We start from the raw sequence: 15,598 nt of genomic DNA on the forward strand, positions 1-15,598 counted from the left end.
CTTCGCCTCCTTCGCCCAGCTCGGCAGTCCCGCCGGGCTGATCCTGTCGCTGCTCGCCTTCCGCTTGTCCGGAGCGATGGACAAGGACGCCTTCCTGGCCTGGGGTTGGCGCCTGCCGTTCCTGGCGAGCGCCGTCCTGCTGGTGGTCGGCTTCGTGATCCGCGTGAGCGTGAGCGAATCGCCGGACTTCGAGCGGGCCCGCGCGGATCGCCGGGCCGACACCCCGCCGATCGTCGAGGTGGTCACGACGGCCTGGAAGCCGCTGCTCCTTGCCATGGGCGCCAACACGATCGGGATCGCCGCCGTCTATCTCTTCAACACCTTCATGATCTCCTACACCACGCAGTATCTCGGCATGGCGCGCAGCACGGTGCTCGATGCCCCCTTCCTCGCCGCCGTGGTGCAGTTCTTCGTCCAGCCGGTCGCCGCGGGGCTGGCGGTCGGCATCCGGAACGAGCGTCTGTTTCTGCAACTCGCGCTCGGCTGGGCCGCGCTGACGACTTCCCGCTCTTCATGCTGGCCGACCTGCGGGAGACCTGGGCGCTGACCCTCGGGATCTGCCTCGACCTCGTCGGCGGCGCGGCTTTCTACGCGGTCATCGCCGGCTATCTCGCCGCCGCCTTCCCGACGCGGGTGCGCTACACCGGCATTTCGATGGCCTCCCAGCTCTGCGGAGCCTCCGCGGGCGGCCTGATGCCCATCATCGGCACGATCCTCGCCGAGACCTATCGCGGGCAATGGTGGCCGATCGCCACGTTCGGCTCAGCCATGGCCATCCCGTCCTTCATCTGCGTGACCCTGATCGAGCCCTATCGCCTTCACGCGGGGGAGGATGACTCCACGCGACCGCTCACGCCGACGGCACCGGTCGGCGTGCCGGGCGGCGCCCGGATCTGACGGTCGAGACGACGGAAGCAGGTTCCTGAAAAACGGTGCCCGGCCTCACGGCCGGGCACTGCATCACGCGTCAGAGGCGAGAAACGTCAGGCCGCCGCCGCCTTGCGCAGGGGTTCAAGGGCCGCGAACATCCGGGCCGGGGTCGCCGGCATGTCCATGTCGCGCAGGCCCACGCTGCGGTCGAGGGCGTCGACCACCGCGTTCATCACGGCCGGGCAGGAGCCGATGCTGCCCGCCTCGCCCGCGCCCTTGATACCCATCGGGTTGGTGGTCGAGGGCACGTTCTTGGTCTCGAAGTGGAAGAACGGCACGTCGCCGGCCCGCGGCATGGCGTAGTCCATGAAGCTGGCGGTCAGGAGCTGGCCGTCGCCGTCATAGACCGTGCGCTCGTGCAAGGCTTGGCCGATCCCCTGCGCCACCCCGCCATGGACCTGGCCGGCGAGCAGCAGCGGGTTCACCACGATGCCGAAATCGTCGCAGACGGTGTAGCGCACGATTTCGGTGATGCCGGTGTCGGGGTCGATCTCGACCTCGGCGACGTGGGTGCCGTTCGGGTAGGTCGCGCTCGGCGGCACGAAGTCGCCCTGGCCGGTCAGCATCGCCTCGGTGGCCTTCGGCAGGGCCGCCAGGGCCGCGAAGTCGATCGACCGGTCGGTGCCGGCGACACGCACCGCGCCTTCGGCGATCTCGAGGTCCTGGACGCCGGCTTCCAGCTCCTGGGAGGCGAGCTCCTTGAGCTTGCCGGCGAGGTTCTGCGACGCCGCCCCCACAGAGATGCCGCCGACCGGGATCGAGCGCGAGCCGCCGGTGCCGGCCCCCGTGGCGACCTTGTCGGTGTCGCCCTGCACCACCCGGATCCGCTCCAGCGGCAGGTCGAGATGCTCGGCGGCGAACTGCGCGTAGGCCGTGGCGTGACCCTGTCCGTTCGACTGGGTGCCGACATAGACCGTGGCGCCGCCATCCTGGTCGAGGGTGATCTTGACGTCCTCGCCCTCGCCCCAGGCGGTGCACTCGATATAGGTGGCGAGACCGATGCCGCGCACGAGACCCTTCGCGCGCGACTCCGCGGCGCGGGCCTCGAAGCCGTTCCAGTCGGCCGCCTCGATGGCGCGGCCCATATGGGCGGCGAAGTCGCCGGTGTCGTAGGTGCGGTCGCCGATCGGCGTGGTGTAGGGCATCGCGCTCGGCGGGATGAAGTTGCGCCGGCGGATCTCGGCCGGCGACATCCCGGTCTCCCGCGCCGCCCGGTCGACCAGGCGCTCGATCAGGTAGGCCGCCTCCGGCCGCCCGGCGCCGCGATAGGCGTCGACCGGCACGGTGTTGGTGTAGACGCCGCGCACCCGCACGTGGATTGCGGGCGTCTTGTACACGCCGGTCAGCATCGTGGCGCCGAGATACGGGATGTAGGGCCCGTATTGTGACAGGTAGGCGCCGAGATCGCCGATCACGTCGAAGCGCATGGCGAGGAAGGTGCCGTCCGCGTCGAGCGCGACCTCGCCGACCGAGAGGTTGTCGCGTCCCTGCGCGCAGGCGACGAAGTGCTCGCCCCGCTCCGAGACCCACTTCACTGGCTTGTTCAGCCGGCGTGCGGCTTCCGCCGCCAGCGGATACTCGCGGTAGGTGAACGTCTTGGTGCCGAAGCCGCCGCCGACATCGCCGGTGACGACCCGGATCTGGTCCTTCTCGACCCCGAGCACGCCCATCAGGGTCTTGCGCAGGCCGTGCACGCCCTGGCTCGGGATGGTGAGGGTGAAGCGCTTGGCGCCCGGATCGTATTCGGCGACGACGCTGCGGGTCTCCATGTAGTTGGTGACGAGGCGCTGGTTCTCGACCTCGACCCGCACCACCTTGGCGGCCTTGGCGAAGGCGGCGTCGACCGGCGCCTTGTCGCCCATCGTCGAATCGAACGAGACGTTGTCGGGCTGCTCATCCCACACCGCGGTCGCGCCGCCCGCGATGGCGCCGCGGATGCCGACGACCGCCGGCAGCACCTCGTAGTCGATGCCGATCGCCTCGACGGCATCGCGGGCCTGGGCGACCGTGTCGGCGACCACGAAGGCGACGGCGTCGCCGATATGCTTGACGGTACCCTTGGCCAGCAGCGGGATGTGGGCGACGTGGTTCTGGCTGCCGTCGCCGTTCGGCAGCGGCGCCTGGCACTTGATCTCCTTGAGGTCGGCCACGTCCTCGGCGGTGAGCACGAGATGCACGCCGGGCATCGCCCGGGCGGCCTCGAGGTCGGTGATCGTGAATCTGGCATGGGCGTGCGGGCTGCGCAGCAGGGCCGCGTGCAGGCAGCCCTCGGGGGCATGGTCGTCGCCGTAATGGCCCTCGCCGGTGATCAGCCGACGATCCTCGACCCGGCGCAAAGGCTGGCCGAGACCGAACTTGGTCACTGTCATGTGAACCTCGCGATGCGATGCTGAACGGGAGACGTGGACGGAGACGCGGCGCGCAGGCCGGTGGGCTTGGTCCGGGATCGGTGCGCGCGGTCTCGTCGGATCGGGGGGTGCGACGGCGGACGGGGTCCGGACCCGCCTGCGCAGGGGCGCGGGCCTGGGCGGACCGGGAACGATCGGGCTCCCGCCATGGGTCTCACCATGGGTCCTGCCATGCGGCGTTCTTCCTCCGATGGACCGGCCGGACGTGCGACTCGGTCCTTATCGCCAGGACCCTAGCATGCCGGATCGGAGGCGTCTGCGGCGCTGCTTGACGCGGCGATGCTCGATCGGCGCGCTCGTTACCGCTGCGCCGCCCCGCCGCTCACCAAAGTCAGCCGCGGGCGGGGCTCGAGGATCGACGCGACCTTGCGCTCGAGGTCCTCGCCGCGGAACGGCTTCTGCACCACCCGGTCGCCACCGCCGCCGTCGATCTGGGACAGGGCGGTGTGGTCGGCATAGCCGGTGACGAACAGGATCTGGATTGCCGGCCAGCGCTGCCGGATCACGGTCGCGACCTGGACGCCGTTCATCCCCGGCATCGCGAAATCGAGCACCGCGAGGTCGACGCAAGGGTCGGCCTCCAGCGCCTGGATCGCCGCGAGGCCCGAGCCCGCCTCGCGGATCGCGTAGCCGGCCTCGCCGAGGCGGGTGACGGTGACCTCGCGCACGGCGGTGTCGTCGTCGACGACCAGCACCACCCGCCTGTCATCCGCGTCGCGGACCGTCGCGCAGTCGATCTCGGTCGGGCGCATCTCGGGCAGCATCGTCTCCACCGCCACCCGCGGCAGGTAGACCCGCACCGAGGTCCCCTCGCCGACCCTGGTGTCGATGCGCACCCCCCCGCCCGACTGCTTGGCGAAGCCGTAGACCTGGGCGAGGCCGAGCCCGGAGCCCTTGCCGACATCCTTGGTGGTGAAGAACGGCTCGAACACCCGCGCGAGCACGTCGTCGGGGATGCCGGTGCCGGTGTCGCTCACCGCCACCATGGCGTAGTCGCCCGGCGGCGGCTCCTCGGGCCGGGCCGGCTCGGCGTCGAGATGCACGTTGGCGGTCTCGATCGTCAGGCAACCGCCCACCGCCATCGCGTCCCGGGCGTTGATGGCGAGGTTGAGGATGATGAGCTCGATCTGCGTGGCGTCGACGAGCGCCGGCCAGAGGTCGGGCTGCAGGGTCATCTCGATGCGGATCGAGCCGCCCATCGAGCTCTGCAGCAGGTCGCGCATCGACGCGACGGTCTGGTTGAGCTGCACCGGCACCGGCGCGAGCTTCTGCCGGCGCGAGAAGGCGAGGAGCTGGGCGGTGAGCCGGGCGCCGCGCTCGGCGGCGCCGCGCATCATGTCGAGCCGGCGCTTCGAGCGCTCGTCCGAGACCGCCCGCTCCAGGAACTCGATGTTGCCGGCGATCACCGTCAGCAGGTTGTTGAAGTCGTGGGCGACGCCGCTGGTGAGCTGGCCGACCGCCTCGAGGCGCTGGGCCTGGCGCAGGGCATCCTCGATCCGCTCGCGCTCGGCGATCTGGTGCTGCAGGGCCGCATTCGCCTCGGCGAGCTCCCGGGTGCGCTCGGCGACGCGCTGCTCGAGGGATTCGTTGAGGTCGCGCAGGGCCTGCTCGGCCGCGCGGCGGCGGAGATGGGCGCGGGCCTCGGAGAGGGCGCGCAGGATGACCCGCGGCAGCCGGTCGAGGCGCTGCTTCGTCACGTAGTCGGTGGCGCCGTGCTTCAGCGCCTCGACCGCCACGTCCTCGCCCAGCGTGCCGGAGACGAAGACGAACGGGACTTCCGGGCAATTCTCGCGGGCGGTGGCGAGGGCGCTCATGCCGTCGAAGGCCGGCAGCACGTAATCGGCCAGGATGATGTCGTGGCAGCCCGTGGCCGTGGCGGCCGCGAAGGCGTCCCGGGCGATCACCCGCTCGATCGCGTGGGCGAGCCGCGCATCCTCCAGGACGGCGCAGAGCAGCTCGGTGTCGAGGTCGCTGTCCTCGAGGAGCAGGATGCGCAAGGGGGCAGCGCCGTCCTCCAGCGCCGTCGCCTCACTCACCGGAGGCCCAGTCTGCCCGATGGGGCGGCGGCTCGTTGAGCACGGCCCAGAACACGCCGAGATCCTGGATCGCCTCGAAGAACTCCTTGAACCCCACCGGCTTCACCACGAAGGCGTTCACCCCGAGCTGGTAGGAGCGGACGAGGTCGCTCTCCTCGCGCGACGAGGTCAGCATCACGATCGGGATCGCCCGCATCCGGGGATCGCCCTTCACCGCCGCCAGCACCTCGAGTCCGTCGACCTTCGGCAGCTTCAGGTCGAGCAGGACGACAGCCGGATCCTGCACCGGCCGGTCGGCATGCGGCCCTTGCCGGCGCAGGTATTCGAGCGCCTCGGCCCCGTCGCGGCAGATGACGATCTTGTTCGCCAACTGGCTCTTCTCGAGCGCCGCGAGGGTCAGCTCGATGTCGTTGGGGTTGTCCTCGACGAGGAGGATCGGCTTGAGGTCGGCCATGGCGCGTCTCTAACGGATGGGAAGCGTGAAGTGGAAGGCCGCACCCTGGCCGAGGACGCCCTCGGCCCAGACCTGTCCACCGTGGCGTTCGACGATGCGCCGGACATTGGCGAGCCCGATGCCGGTTCCCTCGAATTCCTCGACCCGGTGCAGGCGCTGGAAGACGCCGAACAGCTTGTTGACGTAGGCCATGTCGAAGCCGACGCCGTTGTCGCGCACGCGGAACACCGCGTCGGCGTCGCGGTCGGCCTCGCGCGTCACCTCGATTACCGCCTCGGGCCGGCCGCGCGTGTACTTGACGGCGTTGGACAGGAGGTTCTCGAGCACCAGCCGCATCATCACCGGGTCGGCCTGGGCCTGTCCCAGCGGGCCGACCTGCCAGCGGATCGTCCGTTCGAGGGGGATGTCGCGCATCATCTTCCGGCGCACGTCCTCGACCAGCTGGTTCATGTCGCAGGGGATGCGGTTGAGGGCGTTGCGGCCCATCTGCGAGAAGGTCAGCAGGTTGTCGACGAGGGTGCCGGCCGAGAACGCCGCCTCGATGATGGTGTCGATGTAGCGCCGCCCGCGATCCGAGAACTTGTCGCCCTCGCGCGAGCGCAGGAGCTCGGCATAGCCGACGATGTGGCGGAACGGCGCCCGCAGGTCGTGGCTGACCGAGTAGGAGAAGGCCTCGAGCTCCTTGTTCGAGCGCTGCAGCTCCTCGGTCAGCGCCGCCAGTTCCTCGGCCCGGCGCAGCACGATGCCGAGCACCGCGGCGCGCAGGTCCTTGGCGGTCTCGATTTCCGGCACCGACCAGGGCCGGGACCGGCCTTGCACGGTCTCCTTCCAGGTCTCGAAGGATTTGCGGGGATGCAGCCGCTCAGGCCCGCCGGTCGGGTCCTTGGTGGCGGCCTTGGTCGGGTCGCCGCCCCAGCGCACGGTCCGGACCACCTCGGGCCGGAACCACAGCACGTAGCTGGCATACTTTTCCGAGATCGAGATGGCGAGGAGCCCGCTCGCGGTGTCGGCGATGGTGCGCGCCGGTGGATATTCCTCGCCGAGCGCATCGGTGACGTGGACCGCCTCGCCGCCATGCTCGGCCGAGAGCCATTCGTAGACGCCGCGCACCTGCTGCTCGGTGGGCGTGCGCCCCATCAGGCGGCAGCGCTGGCCGGTGACGATCGCGGCGCCGCCGGCATCGGTCAGCGCCAGCACGTCCTCGGGATGCTTGAGGAAGCCTTCGACGAAGTTCTCCTCCTCGGCCATGAATGCGAGGAGGCGCGCCTGGATCGCGCCGAGCGCCAGGCGCTGCTCGGCGAGCGCCCCACGCTCCTTGGCGGCGAGCTGCAGGGCGAACGTCTGGGTGAGGATGTCGCAGGCATTGCGGGTCTGCAGCGGTACCCGCCGCGCCGTCTTGTTGTGGCAGGAGATCAGGCCCCACAACGCGCCCTCGACCAGGATCGAGACCGACATCGAGGCCGCGGTGCCCATGTTGCGCATGTACTCGACATGGACCGGCGAGACGCTGCGCAGGACGGACTGGCTGAGGTCGAGGGGCGACCCGGTCGAAGGGGTCAGGGCCGGCACGATCGGGACCGGATCGTAGGCCGCGTCCGGGATGATGCGCAGGCGGTTGCGGCGGTAGAGCTCCCGGGCCTGGGCCGGGATGTCGGAGGCGGGAAAGCGCAGATCGAGATAGGACGGCAGGACGCCGTTGCCATCCTCGGCCACGACGGTTCCGTTCCAGTCGCGATCGAACCGGTAGACCAGGGCACGGTCGAATCCGGTGAGCAGGCGGATGTCGGCGGCGAGCAGCCCGCACAGCTCCTCCACCGTCGAGGCCCCGTGCAGGGCTTCGATGAAGGCGCGCAGCCGGGGATACAAACCGTCGAGGCTGCCCGCCAGGGCCGTCTCGCCGGCGCTCTCCTCGAACTCGAGCACGGTGAGGCTGCCGGAGCGGTGCGCCGCGAGGTCGTAGGCGCGGGCGCCGGACCCGGTCTCGAGGGGGAGCGTGCCGAGATAGGCCGCGCCGTCGCGCCCGAGCTGCGTCCTCAGCACCTCGACGATCGGCGCCCCCATCTCCGGCAGCGCCTGGCTCAAGGTCTTGCCGTGGGCCTGCGCCGCGGGACGCCCCGGCAGGTCGGGCAGGTTCGCGCTGGCCTGGACGATGCGCAGATCCGGTCCTTCGAGCGCCAGCAGGAAGCCGTGCGGTTGCAGCGTACCGAGGATGTGGATCGGCTCCCTGTCGCAGGCCGTGAGTTCCGCCGGTTGCACAGACCGCATGGCCGTCCTTACTCTGTCGCGCCGTCCGGATCCGAACCGGTTTCCTGCCGCGGCACCTTAAGGGAAGCTCGTCAATCCGGCCAGTGCGCGATACCGGCGCGGATCGTGGATCCCGGCGGCGAACAGGTTTTCCAGCGGTATCGCTCGGAGCCCGGTTGCCCTCACGGTCGACTTTGAATCATATGGATTTGGAGCAAAGTTTTATTTCGATATCCGCTTCCGTTCAGAAATCGTCTTCTCGAAATCCTCTAAGACATGGTCGAAAATTACCGACAGACGGCACGAATGATATCGTCACGACCTCTGATATAAATAAAATCGGAATTTCCATTTGGGCAATGCGGCACGAATTCAGCTGATTGCCGTCACAGCATGGAGGAAGGAGACGTCAGCGCCGGCGAGTCCACCCGGACCAGCGCTCGATCGCGTTGTCGGCGAGCCGCGCTCCAGAACTTTGGTTCTCCCGCCTTCCTTGAGGCGGAACGGTGTCCACTCCACCGGAAAATGCTCTAGAATCCTGCGAAGCCGCCGAGGCGGAGCCTCAAGGCAGGACGAAGCCTGCAAAGGAGAGCGAGGGCCATTCCCGACGACCGCCCTGCCCCTGGCCCGCTTCCTGCCCCAGGCTTGCTGACTCGCCTCGACCTCAAGACTTTGCGGCTGTTCGCGGCGATCTGCGAGGACGGCACGCTCAACGGTGCGGCTCGGCGCGCCATGATCGCGCCCTCGGCCGTGAGCAAGCGCCTGGGAGAACTGGAGCACGCCCTGGGCTGCCCCCTGCTGATCCGCGAGCCGCGGGGCATGCGCCCGACCCCGGCGGGCGAGACGCTGCTGCACCATACCCGCCGCATGCTGGCGAGCGCCGAGCAGATCGCCCTCGAACTCGCCGAGCATGCCAAGGGGGTGCGCGGTATCGTCCGCATGCTCGCCAACCTGTCGGCCATCGTGCAGTTCCTGCCCGAGGACCTGCGCGCCTTCCTGGCCGTGCAGGGAGCGATCAAGATCGACCTGGAGGAGCGGCCGAGCGGCGGCGTGATCCGGGGCGTCGCCGAGGGTGCGGCCGAGATCGGGATCTGCTCGAGGAGCGTCGCGGCCCTCGACCTGCGCAGCATCCTCTACCGGCGCGACCGCCTCGTCCTGGTGATGCGGGCGGAGCATCCGCTGGCCGGGCATTCGTCCATCGCCTTCGCGGAGGCGCTCGGCTACGACTTCATCGGCCTGCATGCCCAGAGCTCGATCCACGACAGCGTCCGGGCCGAGGCGCAGCGGGTCGGGCGCCCCTTGCGGCTGCGGGTGCACGTGCCCGGCTTCGACGCGGTCTGCCGGATGGTCCAGGCCGATATGGGCCTGGGCGTCGTGCCCGAGCAGGTCTTCCGCCTGATCGGCGGCGCGATGCAGCTCGTCGCGGTGCCGCTCGCCGATCCCTGGGCCAACCGCGAGCTGATCATCGTGACGCGTACCGGCACGCTCTCGCCCGCTGCGGGACTTCTCGTCGCGCACCTGTCGCAGCACGCCGCGGCTTGATCGCCATCCTGCGTTCTCTGTTCGCGAACGACCGCTCGCGAGATACGGTTGGATCGGCCCCGCCTTCGTGAAGTAGGACACGTCCAATCATAGCGATGTGCAATCATAGCGATGTGGAGGAAATGCCATGAGCGGACCGCTCGCAGGCATTCGCGTTCTGGAACTCGGCCAGCTGATCGCCGCGCCCTTCGCCACCCGCCTGATGGCGGAGTTCGGCGCCGAGGTGATCAAGGTCGAGCCGCCCGGCGAGGGCGATCCCCTGCGCAAGTGGCGCAAGATGCACGAGGGCACCTCGCTCTGGTGGTACCTGCAGTCGCGCAACAAGAAGTCGATCGCCGTCAACCTGAAGGCGCCCGAGGGCCTCGCGGTCGTCAAGCAGCTGGCCGAGAAGGCCGATGTGGTGGTCGAGAACTTCCGACCCGGCGGTCTGGAGAAGCTCGGCCTCGGGTGGGACGTGCTGTCGGCGCTGAACCCGAACCTCGTGATGGTCCGCATCTCCGGCTACGGCCAGACCGGGCCCTACCGCGACCGGCCCGGCTTCGGGGCGATCGGCGAATCGATGGGCGGCCTCCGCTTCACCACCGGCGACCCGAGCACGCCGCCGGCCCGCGTCGGCGTCAGCATCGGCGACACGCTCGCCTCGCTTCACGGCGTCATCGGCGCCCTGATGGCGCTCCTGCGGGTGAAGACCGGTCAGGGGGCCGGCCAGGTGATCGACGTCTCGCTGGTCGAGAGCGTGTTCAACGTCATGGAAAGCCTGGTGCCGGAATACGACCTCCTCGGCGAGGTCCGCACCCGCACCGGCGGAGCGCTGCCGGGCATCACGCCCTCGAACACCTACCCGACCCAGGATGGCGGCTTCGTCGTGATCGCCGGCAACAGCGACCCGATCTTCCGCCGCCTGATGAGCGCGATCGGCCGGCCCGACCTCGCCGAGGACCCGGCTCTGCGCAACAACGACGGCCGTTCGAAGCAGTCCGCGATGCTCGATGCCGTCATCGCCGACTGGACCAAGGGCCGCACGGTGACGGACGCCCTCGCGGTTCTCGATGCCGCCGAGGTGCCGGCCGGCCGGATCTACTCCGTCGCCGACATCGTCGCCGATCCGCATTACGCCGCCCGCGAGATGATCCTGGAAGCGGACCTGCCGGGCGACACCCGGGTGAAGATGCCCGGCATCGTGCCGAAGCTCTCCGAGACTCCCGGTGAGGTGCGCTGGCAGGGCCCGGCGCTCGGTGCCCATACCGATTCGGTCCTCGCCGAGCTCGGCTTCGACGAGGCCGCCATCACCACGCTTCGCCGGAAGGGAGCCGTCGCGTGAGCCAGATCGTCGTCCAAGAGGTCGCGACCCGCGACGGATTCCAGATCGAGCCGGTCTTCGTCCCGACGGCGGACAAGATCCGGCTGATCGACGCACTCTCCGAGGCCGGCTTCTCCCGGATCGAGGTCTCGTCCTTCGTCTCGCCGAAGGCGGTGCCCGCCCTCTCCGACGCGGCCGAGGTCTTCGGCGGCATCACGCGCCGGCCCGGCACGACCTACGTCGCCCTGGTGCCCAACCCGAAGGGCGCCGAGCGGGCGCTCGCCGCCAAGGCCGACGAGATCAACCTCGTCGCCTCGGTCAGCGAGACCCACAACCGCGCCAATATGGGCATGACGCCGGAGGCCTCGATCCGCGGTTTCGCCGCGATCATGGAGACGGTGCGCGGCCAGGTCGGCGTCAACGCCACGGCGGCGACGGCCTTCGGCTGCCCGTTCGAGGGCATCGAGCCCGAGGACAAGGTACTGGCCCAGGTCGAACGGTATCTGCGCTTGGGAGTCGACGGCATCACGCTCGCCGACACGACCGGCATGGCCAATCCGCGCCAGGTCGCCCGCCTGGTCGCCCGGGTGCTGCCGCTCGTCGGCCCGGATCGCCTGACGCTGCACTTCCACAACACCCGTGGCTGCGGCCTCGCCAACGTGCTCGCCGCCTTCGACGCCGGCGCGCGCCGGTTCGATGCGGCGCTCGGGGGCCTGGGCGGCTGCCCGTTCGCGCCCGGCGCCACCGGCAACATCTGCACCGAGGACCTGGTGAGCATGGCCGAGGAGATGGGCCTTTCGACCGGCCTCGACCTCGGCGCCCTGCTCGCGTTGTCGCGCGACCTGCCCCGCCTCGTCGGCCACGACGTGCCGGGCCAGGTCGCCAAGGCCGGCCGGCCGCTCGACCTGCATCCGGCCCCGCCGCTCAAGGCGGCCTGATACGCGCGAGGGACCGCCCGCAAGAAGGCGGCCTCGCTCTATCGCTCATCGAACCGGAAAACCTGGAACCGGAAAACCTGCCCCGCCCGGCTCCCGGGCGAAGGCGCCCCCATGCCCGGAGGAAACCCCATGGCCCTCGCCACCACCGGCCCGCTCGCCGGCACCGACGCCTTCACCGAGGCGAGCGTCGTCCGCAAGGTCGCCTGGCGGCTGATGCCGCTGATCATGATCTGCTACCTGTTCGCGTTCTTCGACCGCATCAACATCAGCTTCGCCAAGTTCCAGCTCCAGAGCGATCTCGGCTTCAGCAACGTCGCCTACGGTCTCGGCGCCAGCATGTTCGTGGTCGGCTACGTGATCTTCGAGGTTCCGTCGAATCTCGCCCTCTACCGGGTCGGCGCCAGGCGCTGGATTGCCCGCATCATGATCTCGTGGGGCATCGCCACCGCGCTGATGATCTTCATCCGCACCGAGTGGCACTTCTACGTCCTGCGCTTCCTGATCGGCGCGATGGAGGCCGGCTTCGCGCCCGGCATCCTCTACTATCTCACCCTCTGGTTCCCGGCCTCGTTCCGCGGCCGCATCACCTCGTTCATGTTCGTCGCCTCGGCCTTCGCGGGCATCGTCGGCGCGCCGGTGGCGGGATTGATCCTCGGCGGGCTCAACGGCGTCGGTGGCTTGGCCGGCTGGCAGTGGCTCTTCCTCGCCGGCGGCCTGCCCTGCCTGATCCTCGGCGCCCTGGTGCTCACCCGTCTCGACGACCGCATCGCGGATGCGCGCTGGCTCTCGGAGGGGGAGAAGCAGCTCCTGTCCTCCCGCATCGCTCACCACAACCGTGAGATCGGCGACCACTCGCTCTGGGGCGCGATCAAGCAGCCGGGCTTCCTGTTGATCGCCTTCGTGTATTTCCTGCTCCAGATCGGCTCCTACGGCCTGAATTTCTGGGGGCCGGACCTGATCAAGACCGCGAGCGGCGGGGCCGCCGCCTCGGTCGGCTTGCTCACCGCCATTCCCTATATCTGCGGCGCGATCAGCATGGTGGTGATCGGGCGCCTGTCGGACGCCTCCGGCGAGCGACCGAAATTCGTCGCCGGCCTCGCGGTCGCTGCCGCCGCCGGCTTCTTCCTCGCCGGCCTGTTCGACAAGCAGATCGTGCCGCTGATGATCGCGCTCGCGCTGCTCGGCTCCGGCATCGTCGCGTCGATCCCGACCTTCTGGACCCTGCCGGCGAAGCTCGTCACCGGTGTCGGCGCGGCGGGCGGCATCGCGCTCATCAACACGCTCGGCCAGTTCGGCGGCATCGTCAGCCCTGTCCTGGTCGGCTGGGTGAAGGATCTCACCGGCTCCACCACCCCGGCGCTCTACGGCATCGGTCTCCTCTGCCTCGTCGCCGCAGGCCTCCTGCTGTTCTGCATGCCCGAGAGCCTGCGCCGCAACGACCGCAGCCTCTGACGACCCGAAGACCGGCGGCGGATCTCGCAGCCGCCCCCGGACCGGTCGCCGCGAGGGGAATGGACAGGTCGACGCTGTCGTGATGCCGCCCAGGAATGAATCCGGGACCGAGGCGCGATCGACCGGCTACGCGGTCCTCTCGCCCTGTCGCCCGAAGCGACCCGTCCGTGGCGCCGTCATAGGTGGGGCGCGTTCATGGGACTTGGTCGGGACGCCGGCCGCTTGCTAGCCTTGGCAAGTCCGACCCTGCGGTTACGCCATGACCGTGGGCGCCGACAATCATGGAGCCGGGCGCAACGGCTCCGGGCAGGGAGACGCCGACACCATGAGACAGCCAAACGAGGCCGGACCCGTCCGTCGCTACGATGCGATCATCGTCGGGGCCGGGTTCTCCGGCCTGTACCAGCTTCATCTGCTGCGCGACCGGCTCGGCCTGTCGGTGCGGGTGCTGGAGGCGGCCGAGGGCATCGGCGGCACCTGGTACTGGAACCGTTACCCGGGCGCGCGCTGCGATTCGGAAAGCTACTACTACTCCTACTCGTTCTCGCGCGAGCTGGAAGAGGAGTGGGACTGGACCGAGCGCTACCCGGAACATGGCGAGATCCGCCGCTACCTCGACCACGTCGCCGACCGTTTCGATCTGCGGCGCGACATCCAGCTCGGCACCCGCGTCTCCGGCGGCGCCTATGACGAGACGGCCAACCGTTGGATCGTCACGACGGAGGCCGGCGAGCGTTTCGAGGCGCAGTTCCTGATCACCGCCGTCGGCTGCCTGTCGAGCGCCAACGTACCGGCGATCCCTGGCCTCGAGAGGTTTTCAGGCGCCTGGTACCATACCGGCCGTTGGCCGCACGAGGGCGTCGACTTCTCGGGCAAGCGCGTCGGCCTGATCGGCACCGGCTCGACCGGCATCCAGGCGGCACCGGTCATCGCCGCGGACGCCGCGCATCTCACGGTGTTCCAGCGCACCGCCAATTACAGCGTGCCGGCCCGCAACGGCCCGATGGACGACGAGTTCAAGGCCTGGGTGCGCGAGAATTCCTCGGAGTTGCGCCGCAAGGCTCGCGAGGCACCGAACGGCCATCCATTCGACTTCGCCGACCGCTCGGCCTTCGACGTCTCACCGCAGGAGCGGCGGGCGATCTACGAGGCGGCGTGGGAGCGAGGGGGCCTGCGCTTCCGCGCCGCCTTCCGTGACATCATGCTCGACCCGGATGCCAACGAGACCGCTTCGGAGTTCATCCGGACCAAGATCCGCAGCATCGTCAAGGATCCGGAGGTGGCCGAAGCGCTCACGCCGCGGGACCATCTCTTCGCCACCAAGCGGCCGCCGATCGATACCAACTACTTCGAGACCTTCAATCGCGACAACGTCTCGCTCGTCGACCTGAAGAAGACGCCGATCGCGGCGATCGTGCCGGAGGGCGTGCGTACCCGGGACGCGACCTACCCGCTCGACGTGATCGTCTTCGCCACCGGCTTCGATGCGCTGACGGGTCCTCTGCTCAGCCTCGATATCCGTGGCCGCGACGGGCTCGCGCTGAAGGACGTGTGGTCGGGCGGTCCGCTCAGCTATCTCGGCTTGCAGATCCCGGGCTTCCCGAACCTGTTCACCATGACGGGACCGGGCAGCCCCTCGGTGCTGACCAACATGCCGGTGGCGATCGAGCAGCATGCCGAGTGGATCGCCGACTGTCTCCATCATCTGCGCGAACGCGGGCTCGACCGTATCGAGGCGACGGCGGAGGCGGCCGAATCCTGGAGCGCTGAGGTCGACAAGGCGGCCTCTGCCACGCTGCTGCCGATGGCAAGCAGTTCATGGTATCTAGGCGCCAACGTGCCGGGTAAACCGCGGGTCTTCATGCCCTATGCTGGCGGCATGGCGCATTACCGCGGCATCTGCGAGCGCATCGCAGCCCAGGGTTACGACGGCTTCGCTCTGCGGTAGCCCCCTCCCCCCGAACGCCAACAACCCCGCGAGGCTCGAAGCCTTGCGGGGTTGTTTGATGTATGTGGTTGCGGGGACAGGATTTGAACCTGTGACCTTCAGGTTATGAGCCTGACGAGCTACCGGGCTGCTCCACCCCGCGCCAGGGTGTGTTCGCGAATGAGGGATTGTGTGCGTGCTTGGCAGGCTCATAACCTGAAGGTCACAGGTTCAAATCCTGTCCCCGCAACCACATACATCAAACAACCCCGCAAGGCTTCGAGCCTCGCGGGGTTGTTGGCGTTCGGGGGGAGGGGGCTACCGCAGAGCGAGGCCGTCGTAACCCTGGGCTGCGATGCGCTCGCAA

11 protein-coding genes and 1 tRNA gene are annotated in these 15,598 nt (G+C 69.2%); 7 read left to right on the forward strand and 5 right to left on the reverse strand.

The window, feature by feature from the left end; genetic code table 11:
- Window positions 1–76 precede the first annotated feature (76 nt).
- Both VQ03_RS33930 and VQ03_RS33935 read left to right on the forward strand, forming a co-directional pair.
- Window positions 77–547, forward strand: coding sequence for an MFS transporter (locus VQ03_RS33930; protein ID WP_053078715.1), 471 nt, complete (start codon window positions 77–79; stop codon window positions 545–547).
- Window positions 514–897, forward strand: a complete 384-nt coding sequence (locus VQ03_RS33935; RefSeq protein ID WP_053078716.1) for an MFS transporter — start codon at window positions 514–516, stop codon at window positions 895–897. The genes VQ03_RS33930 and VQ03_RS33935 overlap by 34 nt, the downstream gene beginning before the upstream one ends.
- Before the next feature lie 86 nt (window positions 898–983).
- On the opposite strand, the gene VQ03_RS23750 is transcribed toward VQ03_RS33935, so the two are convergent.
- From VQ03_RS23750 to VQ03_RS23765, 4 genes are all read right to left on the reverse strand, one after another.
- The gene (locus VQ03_RS23750) at window positions 984–3,299 is read right to left on the reverse strand and encodes a xanthine dehydrogenase family protein molybdopterin-binding subunit (protein WP_048453377.1); all 2,316 of its coding nucleotides are present in this window, start codon (window positions 3,297–3,299) and stop codon (window positions 984–986) included.
- A 338-nt stretch (window positions 3,300–3,637) separates the two neighbouring features.
- Window positions 3,638–5,374, reverse strand: a complete 1,737-nt coding sequence (locus VQ03_RS23755) for a response regulator (protein ID WP_245292177.1) — start codon at window positions 5,372–5,374, stop codon at window positions 3,638–3,640.
- A complete protein-coding gene (locus VQ03_RS23760) occupies window positions 5,367–5,828 on the reverse strand; it encodes a response regulator (protein ID WP_048453378.1) in 462 nt (153 codons plus the stop codon). The genes VQ03_RS23755 and VQ03_RS23760 overlap by 8 nt, the downstream gene beginning before the upstream one ends.
- A gap of 9 nt (window positions 5,829–5,837) precedes the next feature.
- Window positions 5,838–8,093: an ATP-binding protein gene (locus tag VQ03_RS23765; RefSeq protein WP_048453379.1), complete on the reverse strand. Its 2,256-nt coding sequence runs from the start codon at window positions 8,091–8,093 to the stop codon at window positions 5,838–5,840.
- 624 nt (window positions 8,094–8,717) lie between these two features.
- On the opposite strand from VQ03_RS23765, the gene VQ03_RS23770 reads away from it, so the two are divergent.
- The 5 genes from VQ03_RS23770 (at window position 8,718) to VQ03_RS23790 (ending at window position 15,252) form a co-directional block, all read left to right on the forward strand.
- On the forward strand, window positions 8,718–9,614 hold the full coding sequence (locus VQ03_RS23770) for a LysR family transcriptional regulator (RefSeq protein WP_157064232.1): 897 nt from the start codon (window positions 8,718–8,720) through the stop codon (window positions 9,612–9,614).
- Between the two features lie 127 nt (window positions 9,615–9,741).
- A complete protein-coding gene (locus tag VQ03_RS23775) occupies window positions 9,742–10,935 on the forward strand; it encodes a CaiB/BaiF CoA transferase family protein (RefSeq protein ID WP_048453381.1) in 1,194 nt (397 codons plus the stop codon).
- On the forward strand, window positions 10,932–11,852 hold the full coding sequence (locus VQ03_RS23780) for a hydroxymethylglutaryl-CoA lyase (RefSeq protein WP_048453382.1): 921 nt from the start codon (window positions 10,932–10,934) through the stop codon (window positions 11,850–11,852). Before VQ03_RS23775 ends, VQ03_RS23780 begins: the two co-directional genes overlap by 4 nt.
- 129 nt (window positions 11,853–11,981) lie before the next feature.
- Window positions 11,982–13,304 carry an MFS transporter gene (locus VQ03_RS23785; RefSeq protein ID WP_048453383.1) on the forward strand — a complete coding sequence of 441 codons (1,323 nt, stop codon included), beginning with the start codon at window positions 11,982–11,984 and terminating at the stop codon, window positions 13,302–13,304.
- A 325-nt stretch (window positions 13,305–13,629) separates the two neighbouring features.
- Window positions 13,630–15,252 carry a flavin-containing monooxygenase gene (locus VQ03_RS23790; RefSeq protein ID WP_048453385.1) on the forward strand — a complete coding sequence of 541 codons (1,623 nt, stop codon included), beginning with the start codon at window positions 13,630–13,632 and terminating at the stop codon, window positions 15,250–15,252.
- Window positions 15,253–15,317: 65 nt separating this feature from the next.
- Here the strand turns inward: VQ03_RS23790 and VQ03_RS23795 are convergent.
- Window positions 15,318–15,394, reverse strand: a tRNA-Met gene (locus tag VQ03_RS23795).
- Between the last annotated feature and the right edge of the window lie 204 nt (window positions 15,395–15,598).

It is taken from the genome of Methylobacterium tarhaniae (assembly GCF_001043955.1).
Taxonomy (GTDB): domain Bacteria; phylum Pseudomonadota; class Alphaproteobacteria; order Rhizobiales; family Beijerinckiaceae; genus Methylobacterium; species Methylobacterium tarhaniae.